Genomic DNA, 16642 nt, shown 5'->3' with positions numbered 1-16642 from the left:
CCGTTGCGGAACAAACAGCGTCCGGGTGAGACGATGAACTCGATGTCAGCTTCCAATTTCCCCTCCGATAAAGCAGGCCGCGCCGGGCAAACCGGGGCGGCCGCCGATCCGACGGTTCCTGCCGGCCCTGCAACCGGACCCGTGGGCGAGCCTGACGGCGGTCCTGCAGTTCCCACGGGCCCCAGCGAAACCCGCTCCAGCGCCATCATGGCGGCGGGGACCCTGGTCTCGCGCTTCCTCGGCTTCGGCAAGACGTGGATGCTGGGTGCCGCCCTCGGGCTGAGCTCCACGGTCAATGACACGTTCATTAATGCCAACAACCTGCCCAACCTGATCTTCCTGCTCGTGGCCGGCGGCGTGTTCAACGCCGTCCTGGTCCCGCAGATCATCAAGGCCAGCAAGGCGCCGGACAGGGGAGCGGACTACATCAGCCGCCTCCTCACCCTTGCCGTCCTCCTGCTCCTGGGCCTCACCGCCCTGGTCACGCTGGCGGCGCCCCTGGTCATCGACCTGACCACCCAGGGATACTCGCCGCAGCAGAAATCACTGGCGATTGCTTTCGCGTTTTGGTGCCTGCCGCAGATTTTCTTCTACGGCCTCTACGCACTGCTCACGCAGGTACTCAACGCCAACGGAGCCTTCGGCCCGGCAATGTGGGCACCCATCCTGAACAACCTCGTGGCTATCGGTGGCCTCGGTATGTTCATCTGGATCTACGGCGCCAACGAGGTCAATCCGCACACCCTGGACAACTGGGGACCGTCACAGACCTTGTTCGTGGCCGGCTTCTCCACCATCGGCGTTGTGGCCCAGACGGCCATCCTCCTCATCCCGGTCTTCCGTCTCAAGCTTGGCCTCCGGCCGCGGTTTGGCTGGCGGGGAGTGGGACTTGGCCAGGCAGCGAAGCTGAGCGTCTGGACCCTCCTGACCGCCGCCGTCGGGCAATTGGCTTTCCTGTATGTCATGCGCATCGCCACGATTCCCGGTGCCGAGCGCCTCAGGCTGCAGGCTGCTGGGGACCCTGCCGCAGAAATGCTCCCCGGCAACGCAGTCCTTGAAGTCGCCAGCCAGCTTTACCTGTTGCCGCATTCCATCATTGCGCTCTCGCTTGCCACCGTCCTCTTTAACCGGATGACCAGAGCATCCCAGGACGGCGACCGGGATGCCCTGCGCGATGCCCTTTCGCACGGGCTCCGCACCATGGCCGTGGCCACGGTGTTTGGTGCCCTCGCACTGTTTGCACTGGCCGGGCCGCTGGGCATGTTCTTTTCAGGCGGCGATAAGCAGGACGGCGTGATGCTGGCCCAGACGCTCACCATTCTCGCCTTGAGCACACCGTTTATGAGCGCCAACTTCATGATGTCCCGGGTGTTCTACGCCAACGAGGATGCCCGCACGCCGTTCTACGTCCAGCTTCTTCTGGCCTTTGTCTACGTCGCCGGTGCCTTTGCGATCCAGTTCCTGCCGGTCGGCCAGATCATTTATGCGATCGCCATTCTTTACATGGCGGGCAACATCCTCTCGGTGGTCATCAGCGCCTATTTCCTGCGCCGCCTCCTGGGCCACCTCGATGGACCGCGGATCGCCAACTCCTACATCCGGATGGGTTATGCGGCCCTCGGCTCCGCCGTCGCAGGCGCCGGTGCCCTGTGGCTGCTGGGAAGTTACAGCCCGGACGGCTTCGCTTGGCACGACAGGTTGACCGCACTCATAACGGTGGTGGTCGTCGGGCCCATCATGCTGGTTGCCTACGTTTTCCTGCTCAAGGTCTTCCATGTAGCGGAACTCCGTGACCTGCTCCGCCCCTTGCTCGCGCGGCTTGGCCGCGGCGGATCCGGACCCTCGGAGCCGTCCGGGGGAGCGCCGTCGTCGTCGCCGCCGTCTTCAGGTGAGTCGGCGCAGCAGGCGACGGCGGAACGAGCCACTGTTTCAGTGGACACCGGGATGATGCCGAGAATTTCAGGCGAATTCGATTCAGCATCGTTCCGTGCCGGACCGGTGCCGGAACCCACCCCGCCTTCCACGGCGCCAGAGCGGGTGGGCGACAATGACGGCCCCATTGCCGGACCGGGAACTGGCCCTGCCGAGGGTTATCTTCCGGCGGAGGACGTTCCGGGCACTGCCAGGGGCGGACTGCTGCGCGACGAGATTCCCCTGCCAGGCCGCCGCACCTTCCAGGGCAAGGCCGGGGAGAACCCCCACTTCAAGCCGCGGCGGCCCCGAAAAAAGTGATTCCCGCCGTGTTTCTGGTCGCCTGTCGCCCGCGGCGGTCAGGGCCAATCGGCTAGGATCGACTGTGAACAGGGGTATTTGCAGGCAGGTGTCAGGCCGCTCGCTGGCTGGTTTTTTGACAGGTTTCCAGCAGGCACTGGCCGCATCTCCGCCGCAATACCCGGACAGCCTAGGAGGAACACGTGTCCCACCCGATCGACGTTGGATCAGTACTCGGCGGCCGCTACAAGGTCACAGCCACTGTATTGACCTCACACGACCATGATCTGGTGCTGGACGGGGTGGATCAGGTTCTCAACCGTCCGGTCAGCATTCTGGTTGCCGGCCCGGAAAACACCGAGCAGGTGGCGCAGAGCGCCCGCGAGGTGGCAACCGGTGAGCGCCCCGGAAATGTCCAGGTCCTTGACCTCGGTGTCACTGAGGCCGCCACCTACCTGATCACCAACCACACATCAGCGGCAGACCTGCTGGACCTGGTGGTTGCCGCCAACCCGCCCTACGTTGAGCCATTCTTCACGGACACCTTGGGCAGTGAAATCTTCGGCCAGGCACGTTCAAACGAACCGGAGCCGTACGACGACGAAGAAAACGTCGACGCCGGCTACATCAACTACGCGGATAACCACGCCAGCCAGGTTGATCCTTACCGGGCCGCCTCACCGGCTGCCCCGCAGGCCGCACGGCCCGTGGTTCCGCCACGTCAGCCCGTCCGTCCACCATCGGCCCCCACTGGAGGGTCGGGGCGGGGCGCAGGCGCACGCCCGGGTGTAGGCGCCGCGGCGGCAGGTGCTGCAGCCGGTGTTGCTGCAGCTGGAGTTGCTGCAGGTGCGGCTGGGCGGCAGCAGGCTACGTCACCCCAACCCGTCCAACGCACAGACCGCCAAGAATCCGGATCCGGCGCCACCTCCGAGGCTGGTCAAGGCCGGGGAACGGGCGGCGAGTCCCCCAAGGTCTCGCTTTGGTCTGAAGACGACTACTCATATGAGAACCCGGAAGCTGACTATGAAGAAGCCGTCAGCTCGGAGCGCTCCGCCCGGCCCGGACGGGCAGCGGGTGCTTTCCCCTCGCTGGCCCGGAAGACGGCTCCTGCGGCAGCCGTCCCGCCGGCCGGCCCAACCGACGATTTCTATGACGACGACGACGAACCTGAGCGTGAACCCAGGTCCATGCGCTGGCTGGTGGGCGGCCTGCTGGCGGTGCTGTTGGTTGCCGGTCTCGTCTTCGCATTGACGGGCTTGGGCGGCCTGTTCAGGCCAGATCCGGTAGCCAACCCGACTCCCGCTCCGGACGGCGGCAGTGCGTCCGGCACGGCAGCTCCAAGCCCGAATCCGAGCTCTGTTGCCCCTGTAGTTCCACCAGCAATCGACAGCGTCACGCGGCAGGGCAACTTCGAATTCGCAGCCAACTATGACGTTGACCTGGTCAAGGCGTATGACGGCAACGCTGCCAGCTACTGGTCCGACATGGAGTTTGCCACTGAGGGCTGGGGTGGCCTTGCGGCGGACGGTGTGCCGCTCGTCGTCAAACTGAAGAGTCCTGCCCCTGTCTCTTCCATCACGCTGACCCAGCTCGGTGCTTCCGGCGGCAACCTCAGCGTCTTCACCAACGATCGGCCCTCACTGGACGGGGCCAAGCTGGTGGGGACCAACAGCTTTACCTCAACGGACCTGACCATGCCGCTGGCCGAGCCTGTGCAGGCGCAGTACGTGATTGTGTCCATCAAGACGCTCCCGAGGCTGGCCGCCCCGAAAACCCGGTATGGCTTCGGTATTCGTCTGGCCGAAATCAAGATTCAGTAGGAAGAACGCACGTTGGTGCTGTTGGGCCGCGGTTGTTCTGTGTGGAGGGCTGCTCCCGCAGTAACAGGCGCGGCCCAACTGTTTCCAGACGGTAATCTGGGAGGGCGTCCTGCCGAGCTGGCTCTGTGATGGCCGCTCGGGGTTCTCCGCTCGCGCGGCGCCCGGAATATTCACCACCTGGATTCAGTTGTGCCATGTGGCCGGCCCCGATAGCCGGCGCATCGATTAAGGAAGAGGTTCACCGTTCAGTGACCAACGCAGAAAACACCGCGTCCGAAGTACGTGATGTCATCATCGTCGGCTCGGGCCCGGCTGGGTACACGGCTGCCGTTTACACGGCGCGCGCCAACCTGAAGCCGCTGTTGCTGGCAGGCTCCGTCACGGCCGGCGGCGAACTGATGAACACCACCGACGTCGAAAACTACCCGGGGTTTCCCGAGGGCATCATGGGGCCGGACCTCATGGAGAACTTCGAAAAGCAGGCTGCCCGGTTCGGGACCGAAATCCAGTTCGAGGATGTCACGTCCTTGGAGCTGGACGGCGCCGTAAAGACGGTCACCATTGCAACCGGTGAGACCTTCAAGGCACGGGCGATCATCCTCTCCACCGGATCCGCATACCGCGAGCTCGGCCTGCCCAACGAGAAGCGCCTCTCCGGGCACGGTGTTAGCTGGTGTGCAACCTGCGATGGTTTCTTTTTCAAGGACCAGGACATTGCGGTTATTGGCGGGGGAGACTCTGCCATGGAGGAAGCGCTGTTCCTCACTAAGTTCGCAAAGTCAGTCACGGTAGTTCACCGCCGGGATTCGCTGAAGGCCTCAAAGATCATGGCCGACCGCGCCCTCGCCCACGAGAAGATTTCCTTCATCTGGAACAGCACCGTTGATGACATCATCGGGGAGAACAAGGTCACCGGCCTTAAGATCAAAAACCTTCAGGATGGCGCAATTTCCGATCTTGCGGTGACGGGCGTCTTCGTAGCCATTGGCAACGACCCCCGAACGGACCTGGTCAAAGAATCCCTGGAAATCACCGAGGCCGGCACTATTGCCGTCGAAGGCCGTAGCTCCAGGACCAGTGTCGCCGGCGTGTTTGCTGCAGGCGACGTTGTTGACCCGACTTACCGCCAAGCCATCACAGCTTCAGGCTCGGGGTGTGTTGCTGCAATTGATGTGGAACACTACCTCGCCGAGCTTCACGCGTAAAACACTTACCGTCCATTCGAAGAGAGAGAGACAATGTTATGAGCAACGCTAAAGACGTAACAGATGCAAGCTTCGGCACGGACGTACTGTCCGCTGACAAGCCGGTTATTGTGGATTTCTGGGCTGAGTGGTGTGGCCCCTGCCGCAAGCTTGGCCCGATCCTGGACGAGATCTCTGTCGAATACAGCGACAAGGTGGATGTGGTCAAGGTAAACGTCGACGACAACCCCGCCATCGCTGCCGAGTACGGCATCACCTCCATTCCTGCGGTCTACCTCTTCCAGGACGGCCAGGTGAAGAACACCGTTATCGGTGCCAAGCCCAAGCAGTTCTTTGAGAAGGAATTCGCTGACGTCCTGTCCTAGCAACGAGCTCACGCCGAGACGGCGTGACAGATAACGAACGAGGTCCTGTGGCCACCGCTTCACTGAAGCGGTGGCCATTCGTTTGAGACCAAGTTTTGGACTAATTACGCCCCATTTTGGTTTCAAACTGGTGGCTACACGCTGTCAGTACTAGGGGCGGGCATCTACGTGCCTTCCGGCGGACTAGCTGGACTGCATCAGCCGTCCCAGAGCATAGAGGTCAGTTCCTACGCGACACTCGATATTTCACCCACCGTTCCTGCCAGTCGTTCTACTTCGAGCGCATGGGCATGTTTCACGTGAAACATTGAACAGGCTTCTGACGCTTCGGCCGTGGACAGTGCGCTGTGGTCCAAGAAAACCCAGTTGTCCCTAAATCGGGGCAAGGAGTTGCGGCCCGATGGGGGATTTAGCGGACCCGTCGGCCGGTGCAGCAAGCCCGCAGACCAGCTCAGCTCTGGTGAAAGTGTGTTGAGCACTGTTCAGATTGTCCCCGCAACAGATACCGCAAGACGTGTCCGCCTCAAGGCAACTTCCACCTTGGAAGCTGAGCTCAATAGTGCCGCACCGCTGAACAGCCATTGAATATCGGGCTGTTTCACGTGAAACATCGCAAGGCGATTGGCCGGTCCGCATCTCGGCGGGCAGCGGTAAAAAAGAGGGACTCTACATTCTCAGGAAAGATACCAGATTCGTCTCAACCCAGATTTCGGGATCCCTCAAACCAGCTCCACTTGGCAAGTCCTCGACCGATATGGGTTCAAGAAGACTGTAAACTCAAGCAAGGACCCACCAATCGACGGCCAAGGTGACCGCACCGTGCAGGTGTCCGCGCCGGAAAGCATCACTATAGCCAGATTGCAACCGAACCGGCCATATCCGGCCCCCGGGCATCGGCCTGCGTAGACCTGGCGAAACTCAAATCCTCAACTCCACGCGTCGGCATGCCAGAACTGAGAACGAGGCCTCACTCCAAGGACGAGCCTTTAACTTGAATGAAGACAGCTAATGCGGAAGGCGCACGGGATGTGGTGTGGTGCCACAAGCGGGGATCCACTACCGTGATACTCCGGTATGGAGGCGGCGTTCCTTTGCATTGCGAGTACCAGCGATGCGCCAGGCCAGGCACTTTCCATTTCCGTTCTCTGCCCCAGAGTAACTCTAGGGCCATGTCACGCACCCGCAACTCACCCTGTCCTCGGGATACCCGCGTAGGCGTGAAGAGGCGACGTAGCGGCCAGTGAGTGGCCGCTGGAGGCGGCCGGCAACGAGTCGAAGCATCTAGCGTCGTGAACTGACACGAGTTCACAAAGAGTGATGCCACAGAAACAGCGTCCGGTAAAGATCCAGCGCGGCACGCCAAGGCTAAGTAGTCCAAAAGACAAAGCAGGACCTACCAAGTAGCTAGACGCGCAGCTACTACACCTACGTGCCGTCATTCATCCCGGGTGCAGCGCCCTCCCTCAGGATATCTCCTTGCGACAAAACAAAGACACGGAGCGCAATGACAACTTCCGCTGCACAACCGGAGTCCTCAGGACCAATGTCAGCACATGCAGGCCACAGCCTAGAGCCCCCGCCTACCGAAAACGTAAGGCTTAGCCGAGGCTCCTCCTGGGTGTTCCACTTCGATCGCGCGCTGTCGCGGATTGGGGACGTGCGGCGTCGGCATGCAGGCCGAGCTCCTGCCCGCGAGGGACTAGTACAGCAATCACGCTCGATCAGCATTGGGCACGAGCCGCATGTCCTGGACAATCAACGCCTGCGCAGCTGTGCGCGGACACTTTTGGGAGGTGGTCCAATGTCGGGTAGTGAGTAAGATGTTTCACGTGAAACACGGGAGCAGGATGAAGGTCTCATTAGTGGACCAGTGGACGCGGAGCCGGGTCTACCCCTCCCGGAGTTCTCCGGTCAGGGTAACCCATACGCTCGCTGGGTTGGATAGGCGTATAAGAGAGACTTCGACCTGATGCGGGAGCGCTTGTTGTCACCGTTTCACGTGAAACATCCTCTGTCTGAGACTTGCCTGCTCAGGCGCGGCGGCGTAAGCGCACCGTGCCATCCCTAACCACGCTGGCTGCAGCACATTGAGCGCCGGCTGACAATCTCCGGCACTCCCTGGAAAAAGCGAGGACGAGTAAGCAGGGCCTGACGAGTTGGAAGTCAGCCGGCAGTTCATACGATGCCCCTTTACGGAAGCCAACATAGTCAGCGCCGACGCCTGCGTGACTTCCCATGATCAACCCGGCGATAGATCAACTAAGCTACGCGCGCCGTAGCTGCGAGCACTCAGGGTTACCTTGCGGTGCCTGTGGATTCCTAACCTGTGGCTGAAACCGGGAGCGTGGAACGCCGCGAACGTAGATACACGGCGTCGACCCAAGGACCGCAACACCAGTGGCGCATTCTCAGCATTCCCGCAACTTAGAGTTGAGCCTCACCGTAGACATCATTAGGACATAACGTTCCCATGCGCAGGTCCACTGGTCGGGGAGATGTCACGTTGAGCCTCGAAGATCCCACGACCCCGAGCTTCGCTAGGGCCGTGGGATGTTCTTCCCGGCACTGTTCTCCACAAGTTATCCCCACACTTTATCCACAGCAGTATCCACAGCCCAATCCACCACAGGATCGGGCATTTGGGGTCCCCTCATACCAGCGCAGGCACTAATGCCTAGGTTCGTCTATACACTCAGGGAACGAGCCGAAGAGCTACGACCCAAGGAGCAACCGGCCTATGGGACCACATGATGCAGAAAGTCCCAATAAACACGGGTAATTCAACTGAATTCATCCCCGTGCATGCCTACTAAACAGGTCACGATCTGAAGCCGAAATGTTTCACGTGAAACACCCCCGTCCTCTCTCCAGCGACGAGGGTAGGATGGTGCGGCGAGGCCCATCTTGAGCCCTGGCCGCGGCAACTCGAAACCACTCGCAGCTGCTGTGAGATACGACTCCGTCCACAAAGTTATCCACAGAGATATCCACCGCGCTTCCCTCGCCTCCGTGGGGGACTCACGATGAAATCGAGGGGCGAGAGGATTTGAGAGAGAGCCGCATGAGTCGTGCACATGGTCCACCACCATCGGGTCTTTTCGGCCAGACACGCTAGTGGTGATGACCGGAACTATGCGCTCGGGCACGGCCAGAATCTCGATCTGGCGGATGGGTGTCGTCTCATACGCGGGTGGGACGGACTACGGTGCCCGGTCGGCGAGTGCGCATAACGCGACTGGTGATTGATATCCTTGCCCTCAACGCCTGCCGACCCTTTGGGTTGTGGATCCCGCCGTACGCGATCCGCCCCTGCACCGTATCGGGCATCCACCGCAGGTTCATTCACGCGATCATCAGGCCATCTGGCATCCTCGTGTTGGCCCGCCTCGGCAAGCCAGCACCCATCGGACAGGAGATAGGCATGCCAGCAGTGGGAACCGTAAGCGGTCCCCGCCGCAACATGTACCTGCACGCCGGGGGCGCGTAGAGGCACACGTTGACGCTCAACACGTCGGACACTCGCGCACTCACGCACTCACGCACTCACGCACTCACGGCATGGATATGCTCCCTCGCCAGGGCCACAACTCCGAGCCAACGGACCTCCGGGCTCAGTCTGGAGCCCTGCAGACGGACAGATTCATTCCTAGAGAAGGCGGCGAGCCGATCGAGGCAACACGCCTTCTAGTCCCGGCCGGGGGCTGACCAATGTCAGCCCAAACGGCGCTCCATGATCGTCGCCAGCGCGCAGGAACAGCGATCCGTGGCGTGGTGCTTCTTGCAGACAATCGGCGGTCATTTTGACCATCGAGCCCGCTAAGGTGATCCAGCATAGCTATGCGCCTTGGCCAGTACGGCCTTCAGGCCGGTTTTGCCTGCCGTAGGAGAGTCGCGGCTGCAATACGGCCTTCAGACCCTGTGTGCCAGCGTAGGGGAGCGTCACGCCCACAGGTACGGTCTTCGGACCCTGCGTGCCGGCCGGCGGAGGGCGACTGCCGCACCGACGAGCCAGCAGGCACCACGGCTAGGGCTCACAGGGCGTCCCGCGTCCCTTCAAACGCCTCCAGGACCCTCCAAGGTCTGCACCCCGTTGCGCCACCCGGGAGGGCTCGGTAATGGGAGTGCTGCCCCCGCGGTGGTATGTCCTTTCACCAGGCATCCCATCGTGTCGGTCGTCCCATCGTGTCGGTCGTCCCATCGTGTCGGTCGTCCCATCGTGTCCGAGCCTGGGATCAAGCACATTTAAGATCTTTGGCAGTCGCGAGGTCCGCCTTTACATCAGCCAGGTAGCGACCCACGCGGGGCAGGAAGTGTCGTCGGATTTGCCCACCGCAGGAGGTGACCGAGTTCAGTTGCTCGGGGCGAAAGCTGGGCTGGCGTGCACAGGTTGACTAGCGCGTCCCTAGGGGAGTTGCCCGCCAATTCGAGGGACCATTGTTTCACGTGAAACATCCCGGACCGGGCCCCTACCTGATCCAGGTCTACATTAGTCGCCAGCTATTCCGCATCTTCCATATCTGGAACTGTTCTACGGAGAAACGTCGTCGATAGTGCCTGACTGGCACAGGCGGTGCGACATCTTGGCCCAGGCTGACCGCTTACCTCAAGCAGCTGCGGTGTTTCACGTGAAACATGCCCCGCGGTTCGACAATACGAAGGGGTATTTGGCAGTAATGGGGCGTTACAGATCATTCCCATACCCGAACCTCAGGAGCGCGAGGATGGATGAACACCTGTGGCACATACAGGTATCAGTCCGATCCACAGCATTATCCGGGTCGAACCACAGGCCAATCCGTCCGTCCCATTGCTGACGAAGAGCGAGCGAGGTTGGCCCACGGCAGCACTACTGTCACGCCCAGCGCAGTGCGAGATCAGGCGCTGTTGTCCCAATGCCGGAACGGATATGTAACCTTACAAGCCACGTTCGCGCATCGCCAGGTCGATTACGAACATTCTTGAGTGACTTCGCCCTTTAGGACCACAAACGGACGGAGGCTGTGTCGCCTTCTAATCGAAGGTTCCAGCAGGCCACTGGTGTGACCCGCCAAGCACCGAGCCTTGTGGCAATGCAACACACCGTAGTTCTGAACCTTCGCGTAGTGCCCAAAGGGGGCATGCGGACCATAATCCAGAAGAACTGTAAACGAAAAGAGGGCCTGTTTCACGTGAAACAGGCCCTCCCAAGCTATCGAACTAGTTCTCGGATCCCGGCGCCAGCACTTCCATGATGCGGTTCAGATCCTCAACGCTCGCGAACTCAATGCTGACGCGCCCCTTGCGAACGCCGAGCGAGATCTTTACGTTGGTGTCCAGCCGATCGGAGAGGGAGGAAGCCAGGTAATCCAAACGCTCATGCCGCGCACCGGGCCGTGGAATGTTGTTCTTGGTCGGCGTTGTCGGATCCTGATAAAGCGTCACTGCTTCTTCCGTGGCCCGAACCGACATTCCTTCGGCCACGATCTTCTGCGCCAGGCGTTCCATGGCCGCAGCATCCGGCAGTGCCAGGAGCGCACGGGCATGGCCGGCAGAAAGAACACTTGCGGCCACACGTCGCTGAACCAGCGGCGGAAGCTTCAGCAGACGGAGCGTGTTGGAAACCTGAGGGCGGGAACGCCCTATGCGATCGGCCAGCTGTTCATGCGTGGTCCCGAAGTCTTCAAGCAGCTGCTGGTAGGCGGCCGCCTCTTCCAAGGGGTTTAGCTGGCTCCGGTGCAGGTTCTCGAGGAGGGCGTCACGAAGAAGGTCATCATCCGTGGTGTCGCGCACGATGGCGGGTATGGTTTCCATGCCCGCGGCCTGAACTGCCCTCCACCGGCGCTCACCCATGACGAGCTCATATGGTTCTCCACCTTTTTCGGTTGAAGTACGCACCACAATTGGCTGGAGGACGCCAATTTCACGAACGGAGTGAATCAGCTCCGCCATGTCGTCCTCATCGAAGACAGAGCGGGGCTGCTTACGGTTGGGGTGAATGTCCGACACCGGGATCTCAGCAAAACGCACACCGGGCACATCCACGAGGTCCACGCCATTATCAACCAGTTCACCAGACGCGTCATCTGGAGCCGACGCATTGGCGGACGCCTCAACAGCGGCGGCATCCTCCGCCGATGCAGCAGCGTTGGCCTTACCAGCGGTTGGTGGGGTGGCCGAAGCAGATGTCTTGTCAGGCGCCCCGGTGGACGCTTTAGCAGAAGCCTTCGCCGGCGCTGCAGCAGCCCTCTTGGCAGGCGCCTTTTCCGAGGACATCTTTTCAGCTGACTTCACAGCCTCAGAAGCGGAGCCCGCAGAGGTTGCCTCACCGTTGTCTACAACCTCATCCGACGGAAAGACTTTCTTGCGGCCCTCCGGGAAGAAGAGATCCACGGGACGCGACGCTGCTGCACCGTTGCCCGATGCACTCCCGGCGGCGGAACTTGGAATGAGTGCGCCAAGACCGCGGCCTAGGCCACGTCGCTTCTCGCTCATGGATAAATCCCTCCGATGGAAGAGCAGGCCCAGCCTGACTCCGGTTGTTGCAGTTCTTGAAGATTCTAGCGCTGAGCGATTTCAGCAGCAGCTTCCAGATAGGACAAGGCCCCACTGGAGGAAGGATCGTAAGTCATAACAGTCTGTTGGTAGCTGGGCGCTTCCGAGATCCGCACCGACCGGGGAACCACGGCCCCAAGGACCTGGTCCGGGAAGTGCTGACGCACCTCCGCAGCTACCTGGGCAGCCAGGTTGGTCCGGCCGTCATACATCGTCAGGAGAATGGTCGAAACAACCAGATCCGCATTCAGGTGCTTCTGGATCATTTCGATGTTTTTCAGGAGCTGGCTCAGGCCTTCCAACGCGTAGTACTCACACTGTATGGGAATGAGCACCTCGCCGGCGGCACAAAAGGCGTTGACCGTCAGCAAGCCGAGGCTCGGTGGACAATCGATGAAGATGTAGTCCAGGCGTTCTTCACCGTTTTTGGCCCGGGTCTTGGCGTAGACGTCAATAGCCCTGCGGAGCCGCTGTTCGCGGGCAACCAAAGATACAAGTTCAATCTCGGCACCGGCCAGGTGGATGGTGGCGGGAGCACAGATCAGATTGCTGATATCCGGGCAAGGAGCCACAACATCCGCGAGGGGAAAATCGTTGATCAGGACGTCGTAGATGCTGTCCACATCTGCGTGGTGTTCCACACCCAGGGCAGTGGAGGCGTTACCCTGCGGATCAATGTCAATGACCAGGACGTTGAGGCCTGCGGCAGCAAGGGCAGCGGCGATGTTCACGGTGGTAGTAGTCTTACCCACCCCGCCTTTTTGGTTGGAAACCGTGAAGATCCGGGTCTTCTCAGGCTTGGGCAGTTCACGCCCGAGCAACCGTTCGCGGCGTTTTGTCTCGTGCGCGAGCTCACGGGCAATGGGGCTGGAGTCGTCCATGGTGTCGATGACGTTGGTCTTGCCACCGGCTGTTGTTTCACGTGAAACAGCAGCAAAAGCTGCCACGTCTGCAACCACTTTGGGGTGCGTTTCAGTTCGGACCGGTGCGGAACCCATGCCAGCAACTGATCGTGCTGACCCCAAAGACACAAACGGGGGGATCCGTTGTGTGGAGGCTTCGCTACTGGTCACTGGGACACACTCACTCTCGTTCAGCTTTTTGCTGCCGTTGTCTAGCCTAACCGCTTCGCCCTGCAGACCAAGGTTACCGGGCCCGGACTAGGCAATCTTTCCGGACTTGTTTACGACGATGCGCACCACCGTAGTGGGTTCTTCCAGCAGATTTTCACCGACAGTCACCACCGAAGTCTGAACGCCCCCGAGCTTACGGATGACCTTCGCGGCCTTCTCGATTTCCTCGCCCGCGCTGCGGCCCTTGATGGCCACCACCTCGCCTTTGCCGCCGAGCAGCGGAATGGTCAGCCCGGCCAGATTGCTCAGCGCCGAAACCGCGCGGGCAGTGACCACATCAGCTTTGACATGGCCCACGGCAAGTTCCGCACGGCTTCGCATCACCGTGACGTTGGTCAGGCCCAGGTCATCCACCACTTCCTGGAGCCAGATGACCCTGCGCTCCAAGGGCTCGATCAGCGTCAGCTCCAGGTCAGGCCGGGCAATGGCCAGGCAGAGCCCGGGAAGGCCCGCACCGCTCCCGACGTCAGCAACATGGCTGCCATGGGCGATCTCACTTTCGATGACCGCACAGTTGAGGACATGGCGGCTCCACAGCCGAGGGATCTCACGGGGACCGATGAGGCCCCGTTCGGTGCCGGACGTGGCGAGGTGCTCGACGTAGCGCTTAGCGAGATCCAGCCGGTCCCCGAAGATCTTCTCAGCCGCGAGCAGTTCAGCTGCCGTGATTTCAACCATGATTTAGCGGATCAGCAATTCTCTAGTCAGCGGATACAACAATGTGGCGGCCGGCGCCTTCACCTTCGGACTCGCTCACCAGGCCGAGGTCGGCGACGGCGTCGTGCACGATTTTGCGTTCGTAGGCGCTCATCGGCTCCAGGGCAACGGCCTTGCCGGTCTCCTTGACCGAAGCGGCTGCATCCTCGGCGATCTTCTGAAGGTGGCCAGCGCGCTCCTGGCGGTAACCGTTGATGTCCAGCACCAGGCGTGAGCGGTTCTCGGTGGCAGAGAGAACAGAGAGCCGGGTCAGTTCCTGGAGTGCTTCCAGGACTTCGCCGTCTTCGCCGACGAGGCTGTCCAGGCTGTCGGACTCTTCCTCGGCAACGATCGAGATGTAAGTCCTGCCGTTCCTGACTTCAATATCAATGTCGCCATCAATATCCGCTATGTCCAGGAGTTCCTCAAGGTAGTCGGCAGCCACGTCGCCTTCCTCCTCAAGGCGGCTCGCGGACGAACCCTTCGGGGAATCTGCATCACTCACGGACTCGTCGTGATCTTCGGTGACCTCGTCGGAAAGGGCGTGTTCGGTGCTCTCGGCTGACATTACTTCTTCTTCCTGTTCTTACGTTGTGGCTGGACGCGCTGTCCCTTTTGCTCGATAAGCGCAGCGGCGGCAGCTGCCTCCGCCTCGGCGTCGGCCTTCTTCCCGCCCAGAATGGGAAGGACCGGGAGGCCCTTGGCGGCACGGCGCTCAGCGAGTGCCTTGGCGGCGGGGGATCCCGGCGTCGGCATGCGGCGGATGACGAAGAACTGCTGGGCCATAGTCCAGAGGTTGGTGGTTGTCCAGTAGATCAGCACACCGATGGGGAAGTTGATACCGCCCACACCAAACACGATGGGCAGGATGTAAAGCATCATTTTCTGCTGGCGCATGAACGGGCTAGCCATGGCCTCTTCAGACATGTTCTTGGCCATGATCTGCTTCTGCGTGATGAACTGCGAGGCGGTCATGGCCAGGATCATCACGATCGACAGAACATAAACAGCGAATGCATTGCCCTCGGGGTTGTGCAGCAGGGTGGCCGACAGCGGAGCTCCGAAGATGGTGGAGTCGTCAAACTGCAACACCTGTTCGTGGCTCATCGCGCCCATGCCCTTGCCCTGATCACGGGCGGTGCTGATGCCGGACAGAACCTGGAAAAGCGCGAAGAAGAACGGCATCTGGATCAGCATGGGCAAGCAGGCGGAGAACGGGTTGGTCCCGTGCTTCTTGTACATGGCCATCTGCTCCTGCGCCATGGCCTGGCGGGAGAGCTGATCGGTCTTGCCCTTGTACTTGTCCTGGAGTTTCTTCAGGTCCGGCTGCAGCAGCTGCATGCCGCGCTGCGCCTTGATCTGCTTGACGAACACCGGGATCAGCGCGGCCCGGATCACCAGCACCAGGCCGATGATGGAAAGCGTCCACGTCCAGCCGGAGGCTTCCGGCATGCCAATGGAGCTCAGGCCCTCATGAAAACCCACCATGATGATGGACACAAGCCACTTGAACGGAAACATGATTGTTTCAAAGAAGTCCATACGATATCCCTATTCGTCAGGCCGCAAGGCGGCCTTCTCCATCAGTCTGAGCAGCCAGGTACTTGTCCGGGTTGTTCAGCACAACAATTGTGGGGGTCCGGTGTTCGGGCCAGTGGCGGTGGCCGGCGGGGACATGGTCCACACCACCGGCATTCCACGGATGGCAGCGCACGAGGCGGCGGACTGCCAGCCAGCTGCCCTTCACTGCGCCATGAACGGTGATGGCTTCAAGGGCGTACGCCGAGCAGGAAGGGAAGAACCGGCATACCTGGCCATACAAGGGGGAAATCACCTTGCGGTAGGCCATGAGCAGCAGAATAAGAATGTTTTTGGGCAGGTTCCAGAGGAAGGTGCCCAGCGCAGCAGCAACAGGTAAGAGGTAGCGGACGACGGCGGCAGTTACCTTACGCACGCTGTGTCCCCTCCTGTGTTGTACCGGTAGAACCGTCTACAGCAGCCTTTGGAAGGCGGCTGCCCAACCGGCTCATGGTTGATTCCAATGCGGCGTTGTAGTCCGCCAGCAGTTGGTCCCAGCTGGCAGCCGCGGACGCAGGCAGCGCCCGGACCACTATGGCGAACCCGGTACCGTACTCGCGAAGCGAGGCAGCACCGGCTTCTCTCAGTCTCCTCTTAACGAGGTTCCTGACAACAGCGTTCCCGACACCTTTGGAAACTATGAACCCGATCCGGCTGGGTTCGTCGGCAGAAATGGCTGCCGCATATAACACTACGTTCCGGCGTCCATTACGGACACCGGAACGCACAGTTGTTGAAAATTCGGTTGCAGTCCTCAAACGGTTACGGGTGGCCAGCACCTTAAACTCGCAAAGAAATGTTTACCGACGAGTCAGAATCTAGGCCGACAGTTCGGTGCGGCCCTTGCCACGACGGGCTGCCAGGATGGCACGGCCGGCACGGGTACGCATACGAAGGCGGAAGCCGTGCTTCTTGGCTCGACGGCGGTTATTCGGCTGAAAAGTCCGCTTGCTCACGTTAGTTACTCCAGTGGATCAAAGGTGCGCCCACCCGATCAGTAAAAGGGGAAGAACTGGCCGACGCTAAGTTTTGTATATGCACGCTTCCCCCGGCTGCTCCAACGCGGTGCGTCAGAGAGATTCAGATAGGGCTAGAAAGCGGAC

At 60.8% G+C, this 16642-nt stretch carries 12 protein-coding genes; 4 read left to right on the top strand and 8 right to left on the bottom strand.

The window, feature by feature from the left end:
- Positions 1-42: 42 nt before the first annotated feature.
- The 4 genes from murJ to trxA all read left to right on the top strand — a co-directional run bounded on the left by murJ (position 43) and on the right by trxA (position 5601).
- The gene (gene murJ / locus ACP7AX_RS12725) at positions 43-2232 is read left to right on the top strand and encodes a murein biosynthesis integral membrane protein MurJ (protein ID WP_426226746.1); all 2190 of its coding nucleotides are present in this window, start codon (positions 43-45) and stop codon (positions 2230-2232) included.
- A gap of 182 nt (positions 2233-2414) precedes the next feature.
- The gene (locus ACP7AX_RS12720; RefSeq protein WP_426226745.1) at positions 2415-4031 is read left to right on the top strand and encodes an ABC transporter substrate-binding protein; all 1617 of its coding nucleotides are present in this window, start codon (positions 2415-2417) and stop codon (positions 4029-4031) included.
- A gap of 248 nt (positions 4032-4279) precedes the next feature.
- Entirely contained in the window at positions 4280-5236 is a 957-nt protein-coding gene (gene trxB / locus ACP7AX_RS12715; protein ID WP_131683517.1) for a thioredoxin-disulfide reductase, read from the top strand.
- 38 nt (positions 5237-5274) lie between these two features.
- Positions 5275-5601, top strand: a complete 327-nt coding sequence (gene trxA, locus ACP7AX_RS12710; RefSeq protein ID WP_131683518.1) for a thioredoxin — start codon at positions 5275-5277, stop codon at positions 5599-5601.
- A 5196-nt stretch (positions 5602-10797) separates the two neighbouring features.
- Here the strand turns inward: trxA and ACP7AX_RS12705 are convergent.
- From ACP7AX_RS12705 to rpmH, 8 genes are all read right to left on the bottom strand, one after another.
- Positions 10798-12072, bottom strand: coding sequence for a ParB/RepB/Spo0J family partition protein (locus ACP7AX_RS12705; protein WP_131683519.1), 1275 nt, complete (start codon positions 12070-12072; stop codon positions 10798-10800).
- A gap of 65 nt (positions 12073-12137) precedes the next feature.
- Complete coding sequence (locus ACP7AX_RS12700) at positions 12138-13205, bottom strand: ParA family protein (protein WP_426226744.1); 1068 nt, start codon at positions 13203-13205, stop codon at positions 12138-12140.
- 87 nt (positions 13206-13292) lie between these two features.
- Positions 13293-13943 carry a 16S rRNA (guanine(527)-N(7))-methyltransferase RsmG gene (gene rsmG, locus ACP7AX_RS12695; RefSeq protein ID WP_131683520.1) on the bottom strand — a complete coding sequence of 217 codons (651 nt, stop codon included), beginning with the start codon at positions 13941-13943 and terminating at the stop codon, positions 13293-13295.
- 22 nt (positions 13944-13965) lie between these two features.
- The gene (locus ACP7AX_RS12690; protein WP_131683521.1) at positions 13966-14529 is read right to left on the bottom strand and encodes a R3H domain-containing nucleic acid-binding protein; all 564 of its coding nucleotides are present in this window, start codon (positions 14527-14529) and stop codon (positions 13966-13968) included.
- The gene (yidC, locus tag ACP7AX_RS12685; RefSeq protein ID WP_131683522.1) at positions 14529-15503 is read right to left on the bottom strand and encodes a membrane protein insertase YidC; all 975 of its coding nucleotides are present in this window, start codon (positions 15501-15503) and stop codon (positions 14529-14531) included. Before yidC ends, ACP7AX_RS12690 begins: the two co-directional genes overlap by 1 nt.
- 16 nt (positions 15504-15519) lie before the next feature.
- Positions 15520-15915 (bottom strand): membrane protein insertion efficiency factor YidD, encoded by a 396-nt coding sequence (yidD, locus tag ACP7AX_RS12680; RefSeq protein ID WP_131683523.1) that lies wholly within the window; start codon positions 15913-15915, stop codon positions 15520-15522.
- Positions 15908-16318, bottom strand: a complete 411-nt coding sequence (rnpA, locus tag ACP7AX_RS12675; protein WP_131683524.1) for a ribonuclease P protein component — start codon at positions 16316-16318, stop codon at positions 15908-15910. The genes yidD and rnpA overlap by 8 nt, the downstream gene beginning before the upstream one ends.
- A gap of 39 nt (positions 16319-16357) precedes the next feature.
- Complete coding sequence (rpmH, locus tag ACP7AX_RS12670) at positions 16358-16495, bottom strand: 50S ribosomal protein L34 (RefSeq protein ID WP_003800212.1); 138 nt, start codon at positions 16493-16495, stop codon at positions 16358-16360.
- Between the last annotated feature and the right edge of the window lie 147 nt (positions 16496-16642).

Source organism: Pseudarthrobacter sp. DSP2-3-2b1 (assembly GCF_049895945.1).
Taxonomy (GTDB): Bacteria; Actinomycetota; Actinomycetes; order Actinomycetales; family Micrococcaceae; genus Arthrobacter.
This window is presented reverse-complemented; position numbering and strand designations above follow the sequence as displayed.